Raw genomic sequence first — 17,335 nt, forward strand, 5'->3', positions numbered from 1 at the left:
GGTAAGGGGATTTTGTGTCTGCGACGTTTCTGTTATGCAAGGAATATGTACAATAAAATGAATTTTTGTCGTTTTACAAGCAAAATCCCACGAAACCCAATAGGTTGCGGATTTGAGGTTCTATTAAATATTTCCTATTTATTATGACGTTTCAGATAATCTGCCAAGGCACCTGTCATAGATGGAAAAGCTTTATTAGGAGCCTCCAAATCAAGGCGTAAGCCCTCATCTTCAACCGTTTTTGCTGTAGCAGGACCAAAAGCGCCAACAGCGATATTCCCTTGTTCAAAATTAGGGAAATTCTTCTTCAGAGCCTTTACACCTGTTGGGCTAAAGAAAAGCATCATATCATAATCGAAGTTCTTGATTTCCTCTTCTGAGAAATCATTACTTACAGTACGATACATGACACATTCTGTATGATTGAGTTTTTTCTCATCAAGCAAGTTGGCAATATCATCATTATGAACACTGCTTAATGGTACCAGATATTTCTCGGTTTTATGGCGAGCCATCTGTCCCATCAACCCATCAATTTTACCTGTATCACCAAAGAACACCTTACGCTTGCGATACTGAACATACTTTTGGATGTAGAGAGCGATAGTCTCTATCACACAGAAATATTTCATATCTTCAGGAATTGTGATACGCATCTCCTTAGCTAATTTAAAGTAGTTGTCTACTGCATGACGAGATGTAAATACGACAGCAGTATAGTCAAGCAAATTTATTTTCTGCTGACGGAATTCTTTAGAAGAGAGCCCCTCTACCTTAAAGAATGGACGGAACACGCATTCTACTCCATATTGAGCCTGGATATCGAAGTAAGGAGACTTCTCACTTGCAGGTTTTGGCTGAGAAACTAAAATTTTCTTTATCATTTTGTCTTAAAAGTTTATTTTCAAATAATGACTGATTAACACAAGTCCACCCCAAAGAGCGAACAAGGGTATCACTTCAAGGGCACAAAAGTACAAAAATATTTGCAGAAACACGCCATTTCTTCTAAAAAAGATAATGTAAGCCTTCAAAAAAGCCAACAATTTAACTAATCCAAGGATAGTCAACGTGTATATCACTGCAATTTGCAATGGGAAATCGAAATACGACAAAAGCATCACCATTGGGAACAAGGCCACTCCTTGACATGATATAAGAAACAAGTATGCCTTGAGCCATTGTACATTTTTTTTCTTTTCAAAGAATACCCAACCAGAAATCACATAGAGGAACGCCTTCAACAAGAAATAGCCCCCCATACAACCAGCGTATATACTGATTACCTGATATTGGTCTACGATAAACGTATCGCTGATAGATGCTTTCGAATAAATGAAATACCCGATTGCCAGCAAAAGACAGGTCTGCAACACGAAGAAGAACTGGTATCTTACTTCAGAACTGGTCTCCGTCACTTCTGTTGTACCGATGCGCGGAGTACGGAAGAAGGTTTTTGCCTGGCGTATAACAAAATGCTTAGATTTAGAGAATGCTATACAAGCCAAGAGAAAACAGACCAACAGCAATGAAGTAATAAAGCTATCACCAGCTACCGTATAGGGAACAGGATCACCTGCCACCCCTAAGCGTCCACCCTTTAATTCCGGATGAAACAGAGAATCTTTTGAAAAGAATGACTCACGATAATATTGTGGCAAACTTACATCCCTAAAACTCTTACCTGCCTTATGTCCTGGCAAGTGTAATGTATCCGGCATCTTGCTCCAATGAATCTCACTGGGCTTGATATGTGCCCTAATCATGGAGTCCTGCTGAGCTGGCGTTGCATTCTTAGGCAGCCAGCTCAACACCTCTTTGGGTGTGAGCTGGCTGCTATGTTGCCTGAGCACTTGCTGTTGCGATTCAGCCTCAAGTGCGGCATCTGTCTGTATCGAATCTGCCTGTTGCACCATTCCTTAAAGTCCGAAAGCTTTCTTGATTTCGTCTACCTTATCTAATTTTTCCCATGTAAAGAGTTCCACCTTTACAGTTTTAGCCTCATGATATCGGCTGGTGAAGGTCTTCTCTACAATTTCATTCTTACGTCCCATGTGTCCATATGCTGCAGTTTCCTGGAACATAGGCTGGCGCAACTTCAACTGGCGCTCGATAGCCTTTGGACGAAGATCAAACATTTCAGCAATTTTCTTTGCAATCTCACCATCCGTCATATTCACATGGCTTCTGCCGTAAGTATTTACATAGATACTAACCGGCTCTGCAACACCAATGGCATAACTTACCTGAACCAACATTTCATCAGCAACGCCAGCAGCAACCATATTCTTTGCGATGTAACGGGCAGCATAAGCAGCAGAACGGTCAACCTTACTGCTATCTTTACCAGAGAAAGCACCACCACCATGAGCGCCCTTACCTCCATAAGTATCTACAATGATCTTACGACCGGTAAGACCTGTATCTCCATGAGGACCACCAATCACGAACTTACCTGTAGGGTTTACGAAGTACTTGATGTCATCATTGAAGAGAGCCAACACCTTGTCGCTCAGGTGAGTCTTTACTCTTGGAATCAGGATATTGATTACATCCTCACGAATTTTTGCCAGCATAGCATCATCATCGTCCTCACCATTTGCCTTCTTGATGAAATCATCATGCTGGGTAGAAACTACGATGGTATCAATACGCTGTGGGATATTATCGTCAGAATATTCGATGGTAACCTGGCTCTTAGAGTCAGGACGGAGATAAGTCATCACCTTGCCCTCCTTGCGGATACCTGCAAGTACACGCATGATGAGCTGAGCCAAGTCAAGTGATACCGGCATATAATTTTCGGTTTCCGTTGTAGCATAACCGAACATCATACCCTGGTCGCCTGCACCCTGATTATCATCCTCCTCACGACTTACACCGCGGTTAATATCATCGCTCTGCTCATGGATAGCAGTGAGCACACCACAAGAGTCACCGTCAAACTGATATTCGCTCTTGGTATAACCGATTTTCTTGATGGTCTTGCGGGCAATGGTCTGCAAATCAACATAAACGTTAGAGCGAACCTCACCCATGATTACTACCTGACCTGTAGTACAAAAGGTTTCGATGGCGCAATGAGCGTGGTCATCGTATGCCAAAAACTGGTCGAGCAATGCATCTGAAATCTGATCAGCCACTTTATCTGGATGTCCTTCAGAAACTGATTCTGATGAAAACAAATATGCCATATTTTCTTACTTTATTTCTTTTAATTATTGATATTCATTATTTTGCGGCTGCAAAGTTACTCATATTTTTTCAGATTTTGTCATATTCCTATATAAAAAACGTCAATTCCTTGTGCTTTATCTGTTATTCGGGCATCTTTTGTCTGTTTTATCAGAATCAAGCACTTGGTTTTCTTCACTATATTTGATATTTCGAGGATGATGTTCCAAGATAGCTCTGCGCAAATCTGAAGTTTCAAGATGAGTATAAATCTCTGTGGTTCCAATATCTTCATGCCCCAACAAGGCCTGAATTACCCTCAGATCGGCTCCACCTTTCAACAAGGCTGTAGCAAAACTATGGCGTAAAGTATGAGGAGAAATGGTTTTCTTGATTCCTGCATCATAAGCCGCATTTTTTATCATGATAAGTATCATATTGCGTGTGAGATGAGCGCCTCTACGATTCAAGAAGACATAGTCTTCCTCACCTGGCTTGATTGTCATCAGATTCCGGTCTATATACCAAAGATTGATTTCTTTCAGAGCCTTACCTGAAATAGGAACGATGCGTTCCTTGTTACCTTTACCTATGACCCTAATAAACTTTTCTTCTTCAAACACATCGCTTTTCTTTAGATTCACAAGTTCCGAAACGCGAAGGCCACAGGAGAACAGGGTTTCTATAATCGCCTTATTACGCTGTCCCTCCCATTTTTCCAAATCGATAGCCGCTTCAAGCATGTCAACCTCTTCTACAGATAAATACTCCGGCAAATGCTTTCCTATTTGGGGAGAAACCAGTAATTCGGTCGGATCGTCTTTTATATAATCATCAAGCACCAGATACCGGTAGAAAGAACGGATTCCGCTCAAAATCCGAGCTTGTGAACGAGCAGAAACACCACGATCATGCAAACTTGCAGAAAAATTCTCCAAGTCTTCCAATTTCATTTCCGTCAGCACCAAATTGTTCTTATCAGCATACTCCAAGAGAAAATTCAAGTCATGGTAATAGGCATCCAACGTATTTTTGGAGAAATTACGCCCCAACTTGAGGTATCTCATATAGTTCTTTATAATTTCATTCCTCATTTTTTGTCAGTTTCCTTAATTTATTGTATCTTTGCATCGTCTTTGCATAAGACAGGAGAATACAAAAGATCTCTGCCGCAAAGATACGAAAAAAATATGGATTACGATTAAAAATCAAGTAAATATGAAGATACAAATTATTAATGGTCCAAACTTGAACCTTCTTGGTGTAAGAGAACCGGGTATTTATGGTAGCAATTCTTTCGAGAGTTATCTGCCTAAGCTGAAAGCGAAATTCCCTGATATTGAGATAGAGTACTTTCAGAGCAACATTGAAGGCGAGTTAATCAACAAGCTGCAGGAAGTAGGTTTTTCCTATGATGGTGTAGTACTCAATGCTGGCGCCTATACTCATACCAGCATCGCCTTGCAGGATTGTATTCGCAGTTTGAAATGCCCTTGCGTTGAAGTACACATCTCTAATGTGCATAAACGTGAAGAGTTCCGCCATCATTCATATATTTCCTGTGCTTGTCTGGGCGTAATCTGCGGTTTCGGTCTGGCTTCTTACGAACTTGCCATTTCAGGAATCTTAGCACAGAAAGAAACAGAAGAGTAAGATTTCCGTTACTCTAAATCCATCAGATTATGACAGAGACTGAACTCATAGACAAATATATCTGCCAGCATATAGAGCCTGAAGGCGATTATCTGTATCGTCTTTACCGCGCCACCAATATACATACTATCCATGGACGTATGGCTAGCGGCCATATTCAGGGCAGACTTCTCAAGATGCTTGTAGAGATGATTCGCCCGAAGAATATTCTGGAAGTAGGCACATTTAGTGGCTATAGTGCTATCTGCCTGGCCCAGGGATTGCAGGAAGGTGGAAAACTCTACACTTTCGAAATCAATGATGAGATGGAAGATTTTACCCGTCCCTGGATAGAAGGTTCGAATGTTGCCGACAAGATTGACTTCCGCATCGGTGATGCCAACATAGAAGCGCCCCAACTAGGCGTAAAATTCGATATGGCTTTTGTTGATGGCGATAAGCGTACCTATATAGAAACGTATGAAATGGTTATGAGCATCCTGAACCCTGGAGGCTACATCCTTGCAGACAATACTCTTTGGGATGGTCACGTCATCGATCCTGCCTACGACCGAGACCACCAGACTCAAGGCATTCGGGCTTTCAATGATTTAATAGCAAAAGATCCTAGGGTAGAGGTTGTTATCTTGCCACTACGCGATGGTCTTACACTCATCAGGAAAAAATAAAAAATCAATTAGAACAAGAAATGGCATGAATCTCCCATGAAAGATTCATGCCATTTCTTTTAGTATATGCACCCAAGTATAAGAAATTCTGTAGGTTTTAACTCAACAGCCTTTTACTCAGCGCTCTTACAGGATACCATACAGCAAGCCAACCTACAGCAATTACAGTAACGAAGATAATGGCAACATCTGAGTAATGGACACTTACCGGATAAGCATCAACAATAAAGGAGCCTTCAGAATCTCCCAGACGTACAAATCCATATTGCTGCTGCAAAAAGCAGAGGAGCAAGCCCAATCCAATACCGATAACAGCACCTATCACAGCTATCATTCTACCTTCAAAAAGAAATACTCTGGTAATCTGCTTATCGTTAGCTCCAAGATTACGAAGAGTCACTACATCATTTTTCTTATCAATAATAAGCATAGAAAGCGACCCGATGATATTGAAACACGCAACAACTAAGATAAAGGTCAGGAAGATATAAGCAATCATCTTCTCTATCGACATAATTTTAAAGGTATCTTCCTGTTGTTCAAATCTGTCAAGCACTTTATATTTATTACCAGCTATCTGCTGCATCTCAGCCTTTACAGCATCCAGATTGCTACCCGGTTTCAAGCGTAATTCCAAATCAGAGAGCATACCTTGCTGACCAAAGAGATTACGGGCAAATGAAATAGAAGTGATGATGTAGTTTTTATCATACTTAGCCTGTTTAACGGCAAAAAGTACGCCAGGAGAGTTGAGCGAGTCAACAACAAAGCCATCACCAGGGTTAGTCATATCCAGCTGTCCTTCCTTTTTAGGAGCATAGATTTTCAGGAAACCATCCCATTGTGCTCCTATGCCTAAATTCTGGGCAAGACGGATACCTACTGTTCCATATTCCAGATTGGCAGCATGCAAGGAGAAGGAGCCATCACCATATAAAATATCTGTAATATGAGAAAGTTCTGCAAAATTATCATCTACACCCTTGATTTTCACCATAGCCTGATGATCATTATAGATTGCAAGAGCTTGATCTTCTACGGTTTCTGTTGCAACATCTACCTGCGGCAAAAGACGAATCTTAGTAAGAATAGGATCATCTGCAGGTGCAGTTTTTCCCTCAACAGGCACAACCTTGAGTTGTGGGTCAAAACTCGTAAAGAGTGAAGCTACCAGGTCATGGAAGCCGTTAAAAACACTCAGAACGATGACCAGAGCCATCGTAGCTACCGCCACTCCTATTACAGAAATAGAACTGATGACGTTGATGACGTGCGTACTCTTCTTAGAGAAAAGATACCTGCGAGCTATAAAGAATGGGAAATTCATAATTCTATCTTACCTTATTTATATAACAGTATAGGGAGTCAAGAATTGCCGTCTTAACTCCCTTGTCTTTTTACTTCCTTACTCTTTTACTTTTTCAAGAGTTCATCAATGTGCTCCAAATAATCGAGACTATCATCAAGGAAGAAACGGAGTTCTGGAATAATACGTAACTGGTTTCTCACTTTTTTACCCAAGTCGAAACGGATCGTCTTCTCATTTGCATTGATATTCTTCAAAATCTCCTCTCCTTTTTCAGAAGGGAACACACTCAAGTAAGCAGTACAGATACTGAGATCTGGACTTACTCTAACCTTAGTAACACTTACCATCACACCATGCATCATGCGAGTTTGTGATTGGAAGATAAGACTCAACTCCTTCTGGAGAAGTCTTGATATACGGTTTTGTCTTGTTTCTTGCATAACTATTAACTATAAATTATTAACTATAAACTATTCAAGATCTACATGTGTAACCTCCACCTGTTCATGAAGGAAAATCTGTGCAGATTCCTTGAATTTATCCTCACTCTCTGTTGTGAGATATCGGCAAGAGCCTGTTTTGGTTATCATCTGTTCCATCTGCGGATGGCGCTTCAGATAATCTTTCAGACTGTTTGCTACATATTGTCCTTGCGGAACCACTCTTACGCCATCAGGAAGATTCTTCACAATGCTGCTCATAAGAAGCGGATAATGCGTGCAACCCAAAATAATGGTATCAATATCAGCGTCCTTCAGCATCAGCTGGTCGATGCGTTTCTTTACAAAATAATCAGCTCCCGGACTATCTGCTTCATTGGCTTCTACGATGGCAGCCCAAAGCGGACAAGCCACGCCACTCACCTGAATCTCTGGCCAAAGTTTCGAAATTTCCATATTATAACTTTGGCTTTTAATAGTACCTTCTGTAGCCAGAAGTCCCACGTGATTACTCTTGGTAATAGTACCAATTACTTCGGCAGTAGGGCGGATAATACCCAGAACTCTTCTGCTGGGATCCAACTCAGGAATATCGCGCTGCTGCAAAGAACGTAGTGCCTTAGCCGAAGCCGTATTACATCCCAGGATAACGAGATGACACCCCATAGAGAAAAGTTTAAGCACAGCCTGGCGTGTGAACTTATAAACCACCTCAAACGAACGCGAGCCATAAGGAGCACGAGCGTTATCACCCAAGTACATATAATCATACTGAGGCATCATCTGGCGCAACCCATGCAGGATGGTCAGTCCGCCATAACCAGAATCAAAGACACCGATTGGTCCGGGATTAGAAGGCAACATCATTTCAAAGTCTCCTCCAGCAAAGCTGTAATATCCTCCCCCATCTCTTCGTTGAGATAAGGAGCTGCGTTATTGTCTGTATTGATGATAAAGGCAAAGCCCTTCTGCTTGCCAATCTTTTTAGCTTCCTCGTTTATTTTTGCTTTGAGCGGAGCATAAGCATCATTCTCTGCTTGCTGCAACAGGCGGGTAGCCTCAGCCTTGAAGGCAATATTTTTCTCCATCAATTCACGCAATTCAGCCTGACGTTTCTCCAGAATTGTCTTGGCATAAGTGCGCTGTCCATCAAGAAATTCCTCATACTTAGCATTAAACTCAGTTTCTACACGTTTCGTTTCTGCATCGTATTTCTCACGGAGTTCATCCATATTATGCTTGGCTATAACGTAACCAGGCATAGTATGAAAAACCTTATCAAAACTAAAGTAGCCAAAATGCAAAGGAGCAGATACAGCAATCTGTTGTTGCTGAACCTTTGCTGCAGGCGTTGTATGCTGGGCTGAAACAGTCAAAGAGATGAGAGCAAAAGCCAGAAATAAGAGATTCTTTTTCATGATGAGTGATACCGTTTATGATGAATACCTTATAAATACCTCGTTATTGAAAATGAGAAATAAGGGCAAGCACTTCTGCCTGCCCTCAATCTATATTCTTTTTATTTGCCTTGATTACTTAATCTTAGCCTGTACTTCCTTAGTAACGTCTACTACGTTAGTACCTGTATATACAGCTGCACCATCCTCGAAGATGAAGGTGTAGTTGCCAGCCTTGCCTACAGCCTCGATAGCTGTACGTACCTTTGCTACGATAGGCTGCATGAGTTCGCTGCTCTTCTTCTGCAACTCCTGCTGACCATCCTGGTAAGCCTGCTGAATTTTCTGCTGGAGAGTCTGCAACTCAGTTTCCTTCTGCTGCTTTGCTGTAGCGTTCATTGTGCTGGAACCCTTCTGATACTCGTCAGCCTTACGCTGGAACTCATCCTGCATAGACTTCAAGTCATTCTCCTTTTGCTTCTGGAGAGCTTCCATCTCGCCATTAGCCTTAGCTACATCTGGCAAAGACTGCATAATCTGCTGAGTATTTACTTTACCAAACTTCTGAGCCATCATTGTCATTGGTGCACAGAGCATCAACATTAAAATAAGCTTTTTCATTGTTCTATTCTTTTTAATTATTAATTTCTAAATGAAGTTTTCATGCTGCCAACCATTGGCAGATATACTTACCGGCTGCAAATATACAATTATTATTTGGAATAACCTAATTTTTGGAGCACTTCGTTGCTAATATCTATCTTAGGAGAGCCAAAGATGATGCCGCTGTTGCTAGCTCTATCGAGAACAAGCGAATATCCACGCAGGTCTGAAATCTCTTTTACGGCTGTATAAATCTCTTCCTGAATAGGTCCCATCAATGCCTCACGCATCTTATAAAGGTCGCCTTCTGCACCAAAATATTTTTTCTTCAAATCGCTAGCCTCCTTCTCTTTCTGCATGATGGCATCCTGCTTAGCCTTCTTCTGCTCCTGGGAAAGGAACACTACCTCGTTCTGATAGTTCTTATACATGGTGCTTGCCTCTGTGTTAAGAGCTTCTACCTCAGCCTGCCATTTGCGGCTTACCTGATTCAGCTGCTCGTTGGCACGCTCATAAGCGGGTACATTCTTCAAGATGTACTCCATATCTATCAATGCATATTTCTGTGCATGTGCTGAGATGGCTGCTACAGCCATCATCAGCATCAATACTATTTTCTTCATAAAACCCATTTTTAGAATTCCTGACCTAAGATGAAGTGGAACTGGCTTCCACCCTTCTTATATGAGCTACCATTCCATACTGTATCGAAACCGTAAGCCCAGTCAATACCCATCAGACCAACCATAGGCAAGAAGATACGTACACCGACACCGGCACTACGTTTCATGCTGAATGGGTTGAACTTCTTGGTTTCATACCAGGCGTTACCAGCCTCTACGAAGGTCAAACCGTAAATGGTTGTGTTACCTAAGAGGAATGGATAGCGAAGCTCCAACGAGAAGCGGTCGTATGCATAAGCATAGTAACCGGTTGTAGGACTGTAAGATACAGAACCATTCTCATAACCGCGGAGTCCGATTGTTTCCTCACCATAATATGATGAATATCCACTCATACCGTCACCACCCACATAGTAGGTCTCGAACGGACTCTTCTTATACTTGTTATAAGAACCGAGCAAACCGAGTTCTACACGGGTCATCAATACGAAGCACTTCTGACCCTCTGTGAGTGCGGTATAAGTCTTTGCCTTGAACTTCCACTTATGGTATTCAATCCATCTGTACTTCTCCTGCTGCTCAGCAGAATAGGTTGGCGACTTAGAATCGTTGGCAAGATTCTTGTAGTCCTTGTTGTCGAACGCACTCCATGGTGGAGTAAGGTTGACACTTGCCTCAAACTCAGAACCACGACGTGGGAAGAGTTGGTTATCGGTTGATGTTCGGTTCAATGCGATGGTCAAGTTCAAGTTGTTCGCATTACCATTGGTCATCAACATATAGCTCCAGTTCTTCATCATGTAGCGCTGGTAAGCCAACTGTACAGACAAGGTGAAGTAATCATCCGGCCAACGGAGGCGCTTACCCCAACCGAGGCTTACACCCACCATCTGGATATACTTGTCTGGATCGTAATAATTCTCGTAGTTGTTATAGTAACTAGAACCATAGCCATATAAGTAACTCTGATAGTTGTACATGGCTGCACTATTGTAATAGTTGCTTGACACGTCGGTACTCTTACTGTAGTATGCACCTACGCTGAACTGGATAGGGCGCTTGCCGCCAAACCAGTTGGTAGAGTAGCTTACATTATAGCTCTGATAGTAGGTACCATTGGTCTGTGCACCGATACTCAGCACCTCACCGTCACCGATAGGCATGATACCACGATGCTCCTTGTTTTTGTTGAAGAGGTTTGCCATAGAGAAGTTGTTGAGCTTCAAGCCCACACGTCCGATGACACCCGTCTGACCCCAACCGAGCGAGAACTCAATCTGGTCGTTACTCTTCTGCTCCAGGTTCCAGTTTACATCAACCGTACCATCTTCAGGATTAGGCTTTACATCCGGGCTAACCTTCTCAGGATCAAAGTGTCCCATAGAAGCAAGTTCACGAGCCGAACGCATCAGAGCATCCTTAGAGAAAAGGTCGCCTGGCTTGGTACGAAGTTCACGGCGCACTACGTTTTCGTAAAGACGGGTATTACCATTGATACGTACATGGCTCAGATAAGCCTGAGGTCCCTCTGTTACGCGCATCTCCAAATCGATAGAATCGCCATCAATATTAATTTCAGTCGGTTCGATACGAGAGAACACATAACCATTATTATAGTAGAGGTTAGAAACAGCGTCATCATCTTCATTCAGGCGCTTACCCAATATCTTCTGGTTATATACATCGCCCTTCTTCATGCCGAGCAATGCTTCGAGATAAGCTGAAGAGTAAACGGTATTACCTGCCCAGGAGATGTTACGGATATAGTATTTCTTACCTTCATCTACCTTGATGTAGATATTAACGTGCTTCTCATCGAAGTTGCTCACGCTATCTTCCAGAATCTGAGCATCACGGAAACCATACTCATTATATTTGTCGATGAGTTTCTGCTTATCTTCCTTCCAGCGCTCAGGGGTAAACTTCTTCGACTTGAAGAAAGTAGCGAACTTACCAGCCTCGTGAGTCTTGGCAAAAGCACCTTTCGAGAAGAGTCCACCCTTAATCTTGCGGTCAGAAAGCTGTTCGTTTCCATCGATTGTTATCTGATGTACCTTGATTTTTTCTTTCTTGTCAACAACAACATCCAGGATTACCTGTCCCTTGTTGGCAATATCATCGCGCTGGTTAATCTGGATATCAGCGTTCTTGAAGCCCTTATCATCGAAATACTTCTTGGCGAGAATCTTGGCACGGTCGAGCATATTCGGAGTTACCTGAGTGCCCTTTACCATACCCAACTTCTGCTCCATATCTTCACGCTCGCTCTTCTTCAAACCAACATAGTTGATATTAGAGATACGTGGACGAACCGCAAGATAGATATGGAGATAAAGCTTCTCACCTACGATAGAGTCAGCAGCGATAGCCACCTTCGAGAAGAGTCCATGTTTCCAGTAGCGCTTTACGGCATTGGTAATCTCGTCGCCAGGCACAGTAATCTCATCGCCCACACTGAGGCCTGAGATACCTGTGAGAACATAGTCTTCGTAGCCCTCAACACCCGAAACATTGATACCACCAATCTTAAGGGTACGAGGTGTACCAGCATACGAGATGTCAGGGTTTACGATTTTATCTTGTGCCTGAATCTGCATGCATGCCATTACGCCGAACAGCAGGATGAAAATCTTTTTAAATCTATTCATTTATACCTTATTATATATAATATGATTTTTCTATGCTTGTATGAGGTTTGCCTATTTCTCCTCCTCTTCCACCTGTGCCTCGGTTTTTCCAAATCGACGTTGGCGGTTCTGATAACTTGCTATTGCCTTGTGCAGATCTTCTTCATTGAAGTCTGGCCAGAAGGTATCACAGAAATACAACTCTGAATAAGCTATCTGCCAAAGAAGATAGTTGCTGATACGGAGTTCACCTCCTGTACGTATCAGAAGTTCTGGATCTGGCATGAAACTGGTCTCAAGATGCTTCTCGAAGTTCTCCTCTGTCAGTTTATCCTCTATCTGCTCATAGGTTGAACCAGACTCGAGCGCTTCTTTTACCATTTTCTTAGTAGCATTCAGGATTTCCCAACGTGAAGAATAGCTCAATGCCACTACCATAGTCATCGAATCGTTCTTCGCAGTATGGTCCATGGTCTCCTGAAGCTTGTCCTGCACCTGTTGTGGCAGGCGTTTCAAATCGCCTATCACACGGAAGCGGACATTATTCTTCATGAAGATTTCATCTTCGAGCGAAGTCAGTACCAGTCCCATCAAGGCAGCAACCTCATCGGCCGGACGGTTCCAATTCTCTGTAGAGAAAGTATAGAGGGTGAGATATTTTACCCCCAACCTGGTACACTCCGATGTAATTCGGCGCACGGTATCTACTCCAGCCTGATGGCCGTAGCTACGCTCCTTGCCCCGTTCTGTTGCCCAGCGACCATTGCCATCCATAATGATAGCGATGTGCTCAGGAATCCTGTTCATATCTAAGTTGTCCATCATTCTTCTTTATTACAAGTTTTACATTTTGCACTGAAACTATAGGTCACCGAAACGGCTATGGTAGAATAGCAGTCGGAATTCTTGAAAATGCCACTGCTCTTTACCCGGTAAGGGTCTTTCACACCATCCAGTTCATCGCTGAGCGAGAAATGGAAAGTCCAGGCCAATCCCAAGTTCAACCTTTCGTTTACTTTATATTTTGCACCGATGCCTAAAGGCACGTTGGCTGTAAATACATTTTTTTCGTTACCTTTTACATAGGTTGCTCCCAAGCCACCCAGTATATAAGGAACCAGGCGCTGGGCTCCGCGATAGTCTCTGCCTGTTCCGTAGGGCCAGAAGTTGTACTCAAACACCAGATTCATATCCACCAGCGTATGATTGAAGGAATAGGGATTCTCAGCATAATCAGGATAGAAAGTATCCACATTTGCCGAAGAACCTTTTATTTTTCCAAAGCCCACGCTCAGTTTCAAGTCCTTGTAGGGGTCGAAATTGTATCTTCCCACCAGGAAACCGGCAGGTTGCATGTCGCCAAACACATTTCCGTTAAAGTCGCCTTCATAGGTCATCACCCCCACACCGGCACCTATCTCCATGCGATATTGCGGATCGTCCTGTGCACGAACCGCCATACAGCCCAGAGTTAAGAAGGCAAGCAGGATGATTAATCTTCCTTGCTCCTCCAGCCATCTATATTGAAACGTCCTCTCCATACGTATCCGTTTCTGATAATCCAATAGTAATGTTGATTGTCACGACAGAAAGCGAAACGACCTTCAGTAGCAAACTTAGCAGGCAGAACAACCATCGCATCCTGCTTCCAAGTCAATCCGGCATTCTGGCTCTTATACCATTTGCCGTTACTGCCTAAAGCAACGAAGCCTGTATCGGCAGCACAGGTAATTACCTGATCCAGCCAAGGCATCTTTCCACTTTTATTGTTTTCGATTTCCAGATAGTTCCACTGTCCGTCTTCATTTGCATCATAGTCAACCGTGCGCAACCATGTGGTGGCAACCGTATCATTCAAAGCCTTGTCGCGAGTACCCAGCAGCATTACGTTCTCTACATCCTTAGCAGAGAGTACGCCAGCCACATTCATTGAGATATTCTGTGTTGGCAAATAGTCAGCATCTTTATCAAGTTTCTCTGCCTCCCAGCTGGCACCCTTATCTTTTGAAACAGAGATACCTGCAGCAGTGTAAGCATAGAGATACTTGCTGCTTGCACCAATGAGCTGCTTGACATCTGCATTTCCAGGAACCAATGTCCATGTTTCAGCATCGGCAGAAGCATAAACCTTGCCGGCATCTGAGATATAGAGTTTGCCATCCAGCGCTACTGCACTCTGGTAAGCGTCACTACTTAAGCTTACGTTCATCGTAATAGATGACCAGGCGCTGCCATCATTGATGGCTGACTTCAGCACCTTAGTACCATCGGCAGTCTTGCCGAATACATAGATGTCATCACCACAAGCTACAGCCTTCAGATCAAAGAATGCTGCCAACTGACTGTTGTTCTGAACCAGCTCATGCCACTTAAACTCATAAGGCAACTCCTTATGTACGTTTACGGTAACCTTATACTGGGCATAGGCAGAGTAGTCGCTGCTGTAAACTCTAATAAAGCGAGGCTTTGAGAAGTTGATGGAATCAGAGCTTGAATAGTATGCTGCGACAGAATCAGTCTTGTTGATATCCATCAGGAGAATAGGGCTGCTATTCTTGCTGCTGATAGTAGCCAATATGGCAGTATCCCTCACCCCACAAGGCAAGGAATCTACATTATAAATCAAGCGTTGTGCCTGATCTATGTAAAATTTATAGTCAGAGCCCGTCACATTAGCCTTGAGCAAGGTATCTTTACCTGCCTTCGTTTTGGTATATCTGTCAAGACTACCCAACGAGAAAGCCGTGATGGCTGTATCATGTGTATATTCTACTGTTGTTTCATCGCTGCTCAAGCAAGAAGAGAGCGAGAGCGTAGCTGTAATCAGCGCTATGAAAGCAAAAAACTTCCTTTTCATTCTATCCTATTTTATTTTTAGCTGCAAATTTACTGAGAATTCTTTAAAAACTCGACCTTTTCTCCTTATTATTATGCAAATTATTCATTTTTAGGCGCATTTTTTAAGTTTTTTAGTGATTTCGAGGCGTAAAAACGAAGAAATCCCGCTTCTTTTGCAAGAAACGGGATTTCATATTTAGTATAAATTCGAAGTGTCGAATTAGAGCTGTGGACCAGCAGCAACGAGAGCCTTACCAGCCTCGTTTGTCTCATACTTCTTGAAGTTCTTGATGAAACGAGCAGCCAAATCCTTAGCCTTCTCCTCCCACTGAGAAGCCTCAGCGTATGTATCACGTGGATCGAGGATCTTAGGATCTACGCCTTCCAACTGTGTAGGAACTACGAAGTTGAAGAATGGGATAGTCTTTGTAGGAGCTGCGTCGATTGAGTGGTCGAGGATAGCGTCGATGATACCACGTGTATCGCGGATAGAGATACGCTTGCCTGTACCGTTCCAACCTGTGTTAACCAAGTATGCCTTAGCACCAGACTTCTGCATCTTCTTTACCAACTCCTCAGCGTACTTAGTTGGGTGCAACTCCAAGAATGCCTGACCGAAGCAAGCAGAGAATGTTGGAGTAGGCTCGGTGATACCGCGCTCTGTACCAGCCAACTTAGCTGTGAAGCCAGAGAGGAAGTAATACTTAGTCTGCTCAGCGTTCAAGATAGATACTGGTGGCAATACACCGAATGCATCTGCTGAGAGGAAGATAACCTGCTTAGCAGCTGGACCCTGAGAGAATGGACGCTGGATGTTCTTGATGTGGTAGATAGGATAAGATACACGAGTATTCTCGGTAACAGTCTTATCTGCGAAGTCAATCTTACCATCCTTAGCTACAGTTACGTTCTCGAGAAGAGCGTCACGTGTGATAGCACCGTAGATGTCTGGCTCAGACTCCTTGTCGAGGTTGATAACCTTAGCGTAGCAACCACCTTCGAAGTTGAACACACCCTCGTCGTCCCATCCGTGCTCATCGTCACCGATCAACTTACGCTTAGGGTCTGTTGACAATGTAGTCTTACCTGTACCAGAAAGACCGAAGAAGATAGCAGTGTTCTCACCGTTCATATCTGTGTTAGCAGAGCAGTGCATAGAAGCCATACCCTTCAATGGCAAGAAGTAGTTCATCATAGAGAACATACCCTTCTTCATCTCACCACCATACCATGTGTTGATGATAACCTGCTCCTTAGAAGTTACGTTGAATACAACGGCTGTCTCTGAGTGGAGACCCAACTCCTTCCAGTTCTCAACCTTTGCCTTAGAAGCATTGTAAACGATGAAGTCTGGCTCCTGATCGAACTCAGCCTCGTTCTGAGGACGGATGAACATATTTGTTACGAAGTGTGCCTGCCATGCTACCTCAACGATGAAACGTACCTTCATACGTGTATCCTTGTGTGTACCGCAGAAACCATCTACTACGAACAACTTCTTATTAGAAAGCTCCTTCTTAGCGATCTCCTTAACGGCGTTCCATGCCTCTGGAGTTGCCTTGTGGTTATCGTTGTGATACTCCTCAGAATCCCACCATACAGTGTCGTGAGATGTAGCATCGTCAACGATGAACTTGTCTTTAGGAGAACGACCAGTGTAAATACCAGTCATTACGTTAACTGCACCGAGCTCAGTCTCCTGACCAACCTCAAAACCCTCGAGACCTTCCTTAGTCTCCTCATTGAACAATACCTCATAAGAAGGATTGTAGAGAACCTCAGTTGTACCTGTGATTCCGTACTTTGCTAAAACTGACTTATCAAACTTTGCCATTTTATTTTAAATGTATTTAAGTTGTGAATAATTTCTCTTTACCTTTTTATCTTGGTTGACAGAAGAAATCATCATTCTCCCAAAACCGCCGCAAAGTTACGAAAAATATGTTTTATAGCAAAGATTCTTAGGTATTATTCTTTCTTTTTAAAAGCTTTTTAGGTTAAAG

The 17,335-nt window shown here is 42.9% G+C and carries 17 protein-coding genes; 2 read left to right on the forward strand and 15 right to left on the reverse strand.

Features of this window, described 5'->3' with window-relative positions; all coding sequences use genetic code 11:
• Positions 1-134 precede the first annotated feature (134 nt).
• The 4 genes from NNC77_RS13010 to xerA all read right to left on the reverse strand — a co-directional run bounded on the left by NNC77_RS13010 (position 135) and on the right by xerA (position 4,268).
• A complete protein-coding gene (locus tag NNC77_RS13010) occupies positions 135-884 on the reverse strand; it encodes a uroporphyrinogen-III synthase (RefSeq protein WP_117587228.1) in 750 nt (249 codons plus the stop codon).
• 6 nt (positions 885-890) lie between these two features.
• Positions 891-1,916, reverse strand: coding sequence for a DUF4271 domain-containing protein (locus NNC77_RS13015; protein ID WP_117693275.1), 1,026 nt, complete (start codon positions 1,914-1,916; stop codon positions 891-893).
• Between the two features lie 3 nt (positions 1,917-1,919).
• A complete protein-coding gene (gene metK / locus NNC77_RS13020) occupies positions 1,920-3,194 on the reverse strand; it encodes a methionine adenosyltransferase (RefSeq protein ID WP_254971283.1) in 1,275 nt (424 codons plus the stop codon).
• A gap of 117 nt (positions 3,195-3,311) precedes the next feature.
• Positions 3,312-4,268, reverse strand: coding sequence for a site-specific tyrosine recombinase/integron integrase (gene xerA / locus NNC77_RS13025; RefSeq protein ID WP_022121521.1), 957 nt, complete (start codon positions 4,266-4,268; stop codon positions 3,312-3,314).
• Between the two features lie 124 nt (positions 4,269-4,392).
• Between xerA and aroQ the strand changes: the two genes are divergently transcribed.
• Both aroQ and NNC77_RS13035 read left to right on the forward strand, forming a co-directional pair.
• On the forward strand, positions 4,393-4,827 hold the full coding sequence (gene aroQ / locus NNC77_RS13030; protein WP_006848094.1) for a type II 3-dehydroquinate dehydratase: 435 nt from the start codon (positions 4,393-4,395) through the stop codon (positions 4,825-4,827).
• A 29-nt stretch (positions 4,828-4,856) separates the two neighbouring features.
• A complete protein-coding gene (locus NNC77_RS13035; protein ID WP_006848095.1) occupies positions 4,857-5,495 on the forward strand; it encodes an O-methyltransferase in 639 nt (212 codons plus the stop codon).
• Positions 5,496-5,592: 97 nt separating this feature from the next.
• Here NNC77_RS13035 and NNC77_RS13040 read toward each other — a convergent pair whose 3' ends face one another.
• From NNC77_RS13040 to pckA, 11 genes are all read right to left on the reverse strand, one after another.
• Positions 5,593-6,822 carry an FtsX-like permease family protein gene (locus NNC77_RS13040; protein ID WP_006848096.1) on the reverse strand — a complete coding sequence of 410 codons (1,230 nt, stop codon included), beginning with the start codon at positions 6,820-6,822 and terminating at the stop codon, positions 5,593-5,595.
• Positions 6,823-6,908: 86 nt separating this feature from the next.
• Positions 6,909-7,244, reverse strand: coding sequence for a 30S ribosome-binding factor RbfA (gene rbfA / locus NNC77_RS13045; RefSeq protein WP_006848097.1), 336 nt, complete (start codon positions 7,242-7,244; stop codon positions 6,909-6,911).
• 30 nt (positions 7,245-7,274) lie between these two features.
• The gene (gene murI / locus NNC77_RS13050; RefSeq protein WP_117693273.1) at positions 7,275-8,111 is read right to left on the reverse strand and encodes a glutamate racemase; all 837 of its coding nucleotides are present in this window, start codon (positions 8,109-8,111) and stop codon (positions 7,275-7,277) included.
• Positions 8,108-8,662: an OmpH family outer membrane protein gene (locus NNC77_RS13055; RefSeq protein ID WP_118079562.1), complete on the reverse strand. Its 555-nt coding sequence runs from the start codon at positions 8,660-8,662 to the stop codon at positions 8,108-8,110. Before NNC77_RS13055 ends, murI begins: the two co-directional genes overlap by 4 nt.
• Before the next feature lie 114 nt (positions 8,663-8,776).
• The gene (locus NNC77_RS13060; protein ID WP_006848100.1) at positions 8,777-9,262 is read right to left on the reverse strand and encodes an OmpH family outer membrane protein; all 486 of its coding nucleotides are present in this window, start codon (positions 9,260-9,262) and stop codon (positions 8,777-8,779) included.
• 92 nt (positions 9,263-9,354) lie between these two features.
• Positions 9,355-9,867 (reverse strand): OmpH family outer membrane protein, encoded by a 513-nt coding sequence (locus tag NNC77_RS13065; RefSeq protein WP_022121518.1) that lies wholly within the window; start codon positions 9,865-9,867, stop codon positions 9,355-9,357.
• 11 nt (positions 9,868-9,878) lie between these two features.
• A complete protein-coding gene (locus NNC77_RS13070) occupies positions 9,879-12,515 on the reverse strand; it encodes a BamA/OMP85 family outer membrane protein (protein ID WP_254971286.1) in 2,637 nt (878 codons plus the stop codon).
• A 51-nt stretch (positions 12,516-12,566) separates the two neighbouring features.
• Positions 12,567-13,319 (reverse strand): isoprenyl transferase, encoded by a 753-nt coding sequence (locus NNC77_RS13075; RefSeq protein WP_181975351.1) that lies wholly within the window; start codon positions 13,317-13,319, stop codon positions 12,567-12,569.
• Positions 13,316-14,035 carry a DUF6089 family protein gene (locus NNC77_RS13080; protein WP_254971287.1) on the reverse strand — a complete coding sequence of 240 codons (720 nt, stop codon included), beginning with the start codon at positions 14,033-14,035 and terminating at the stop codon, positions 13,316-13,318. Before NNC77_RS13080 ends, NNC77_RS13075 begins: the two co-directional genes overlap by 4 nt.
• Positions 13,987-15,351 (reverse strand): DUF6242 domain-containing protein, encoded by a 1,365-nt coding sequence (locus tag NNC77_RS13085; protein ID WP_254971289.1) that lies wholly within the window; start codon positions 15,349-15,351, stop codon positions 13,987-13,989. Before NNC77_RS13085 ends, NNC77_RS13080 begins: the two co-directional genes overlap by 49 nt.
• Positions 15,352-15,552: 201 nt before the next feature.
• On the reverse strand, positions 15,553-17,166 hold the full coding sequence (gene pckA, locus NNC77_RS13090; RefSeq protein WP_022121513.1) for a phosphoenolpyruvate carboxykinase (ATP): 1,614 nt from the start codon (positions 17,164-17,166) through the stop codon (positions 15,553-15,555).
• Positions 17,167-17,335: the final 169 nt, after the last annotated feature.

Source organism: Segatella copri (assembly GCF_024330485.1).
In the GTDB taxonomy this organism is placed as follows: Bacteria; Bacteroidota; Bacteroidia; order Bacteroidales; family Bacteroidaceae; genus Prevotella; species Prevotella copri_L.

Coding starts and splice junctions, on each gene's coding strand:
- NNC77_RS13010 (WP_117587228.1), bottom strand. CDS start 884: ATGATAAAGAAAATTTTAGTTTCTCAGCCAAAACCTGCAAGTGAGAAG.
- NNC77_RS13015 (WP_117693275.1), bottom strand. CDS start 1,916: ATGGTGCAACAGGCAGATTCGATACAGACAGATGCCGCACTTGAGGCT.
- metK (WP_254971283.1), bottom strand. CDS start 3,194: ATGGCATATTTGTTTTCATCAGAATCAGTTTCTGAAGGACATCCAGAT.
- xerA (WP_022121521.1), bottom strand. CDS start 4,268: ATGAGGAATGAAATTATAAAGAACTATATGAGATACCTCAAGTTGGGG.
- aroQ (WP_006848094.1), top strand. CDS start 4,393: ATGAAGATACAAATTATTAATGGTCCAAACTTGAACCTTCTTGGTGTA.
- NNC77_RS13035 (WP_006848095.1), top strand. CDS start 4,857: ATGACAGAGACTGAACTCATAGACAAATATATCTGCCAGCATATAGAG.
- NNC77_RS13040 (WP_006848096.1), bottom strand. CDS start 6,822: ATGAATTTCCCATTCTTTATAGCTCGCAGGTATCTTTTCTCTAAGAAG.
- rbfA (WP_006848097.1), bottom strand. CDS start 7,244: ATGCAAGAAACAAGACAAAACCGTATATCAAGACTTCTCCAGAAGGAG.
- murI (WP_117693273.1), bottom strand. CDS start 8,111: ATGATGTTGCCTTCTAATCCCGGACCAATCGGTGTCTTTGATTCTGGT.
- NNC77_RS13055 (WP_118079562.1), bottom strand. CDS start 8,662: ATGAAAAAGAATCTCTTATTTCTGGCTTTTGCTCTCATCTCTTTGACT.
- NNC77_RS13060 (WP_006848100.1), bottom strand. CDS start 9,262: ATGAAAAAGCTTATTTTAATGTTGATGCTCTGTGCACCAATGACAATG.
- NNC77_RS13065 (WP_022121518.1), bottom strand. CDS start 9,867: ATGAAGAAAATAGTATTGATGCTGATGATGGCTGTAGCAGCCATCTCA.
- NNC77_RS13070 (WP_254971286.1), bottom strand. CDS start 12,515: ATGAATAGATTTAAAAAGATTTTCATCCTGCTGTTCGGCGTAATGGCA.
- NNC77_RS13075 (WP_181975351.1), bottom strand. CDS start 13,319: ATGATGGACAACTTAGATATGAACAGGATTCCTGAGCACATCGCTATC.
- NNC77_RS13080 (WP_254971287.1), bottom strand. CDS start 14,035: ATGGAGAGGACGTTTCAATATAGATGGCTGGAGGAGCAAGGAAGATTA.
- NNC77_RS13085 (WP_254971289.1), bottom strand. CDS start 15,351: ATGAAAAGGAAGTTTTTTGCTTTCATAGCGCTGATTACAGCTACGCTC.
- pckA (WP_022121513.1), bottom strand. CDS start 17,166: ATGGCAAAGTTTGATAAGTCAGTTTTAGCAAAGTACGGAATCACAGGT.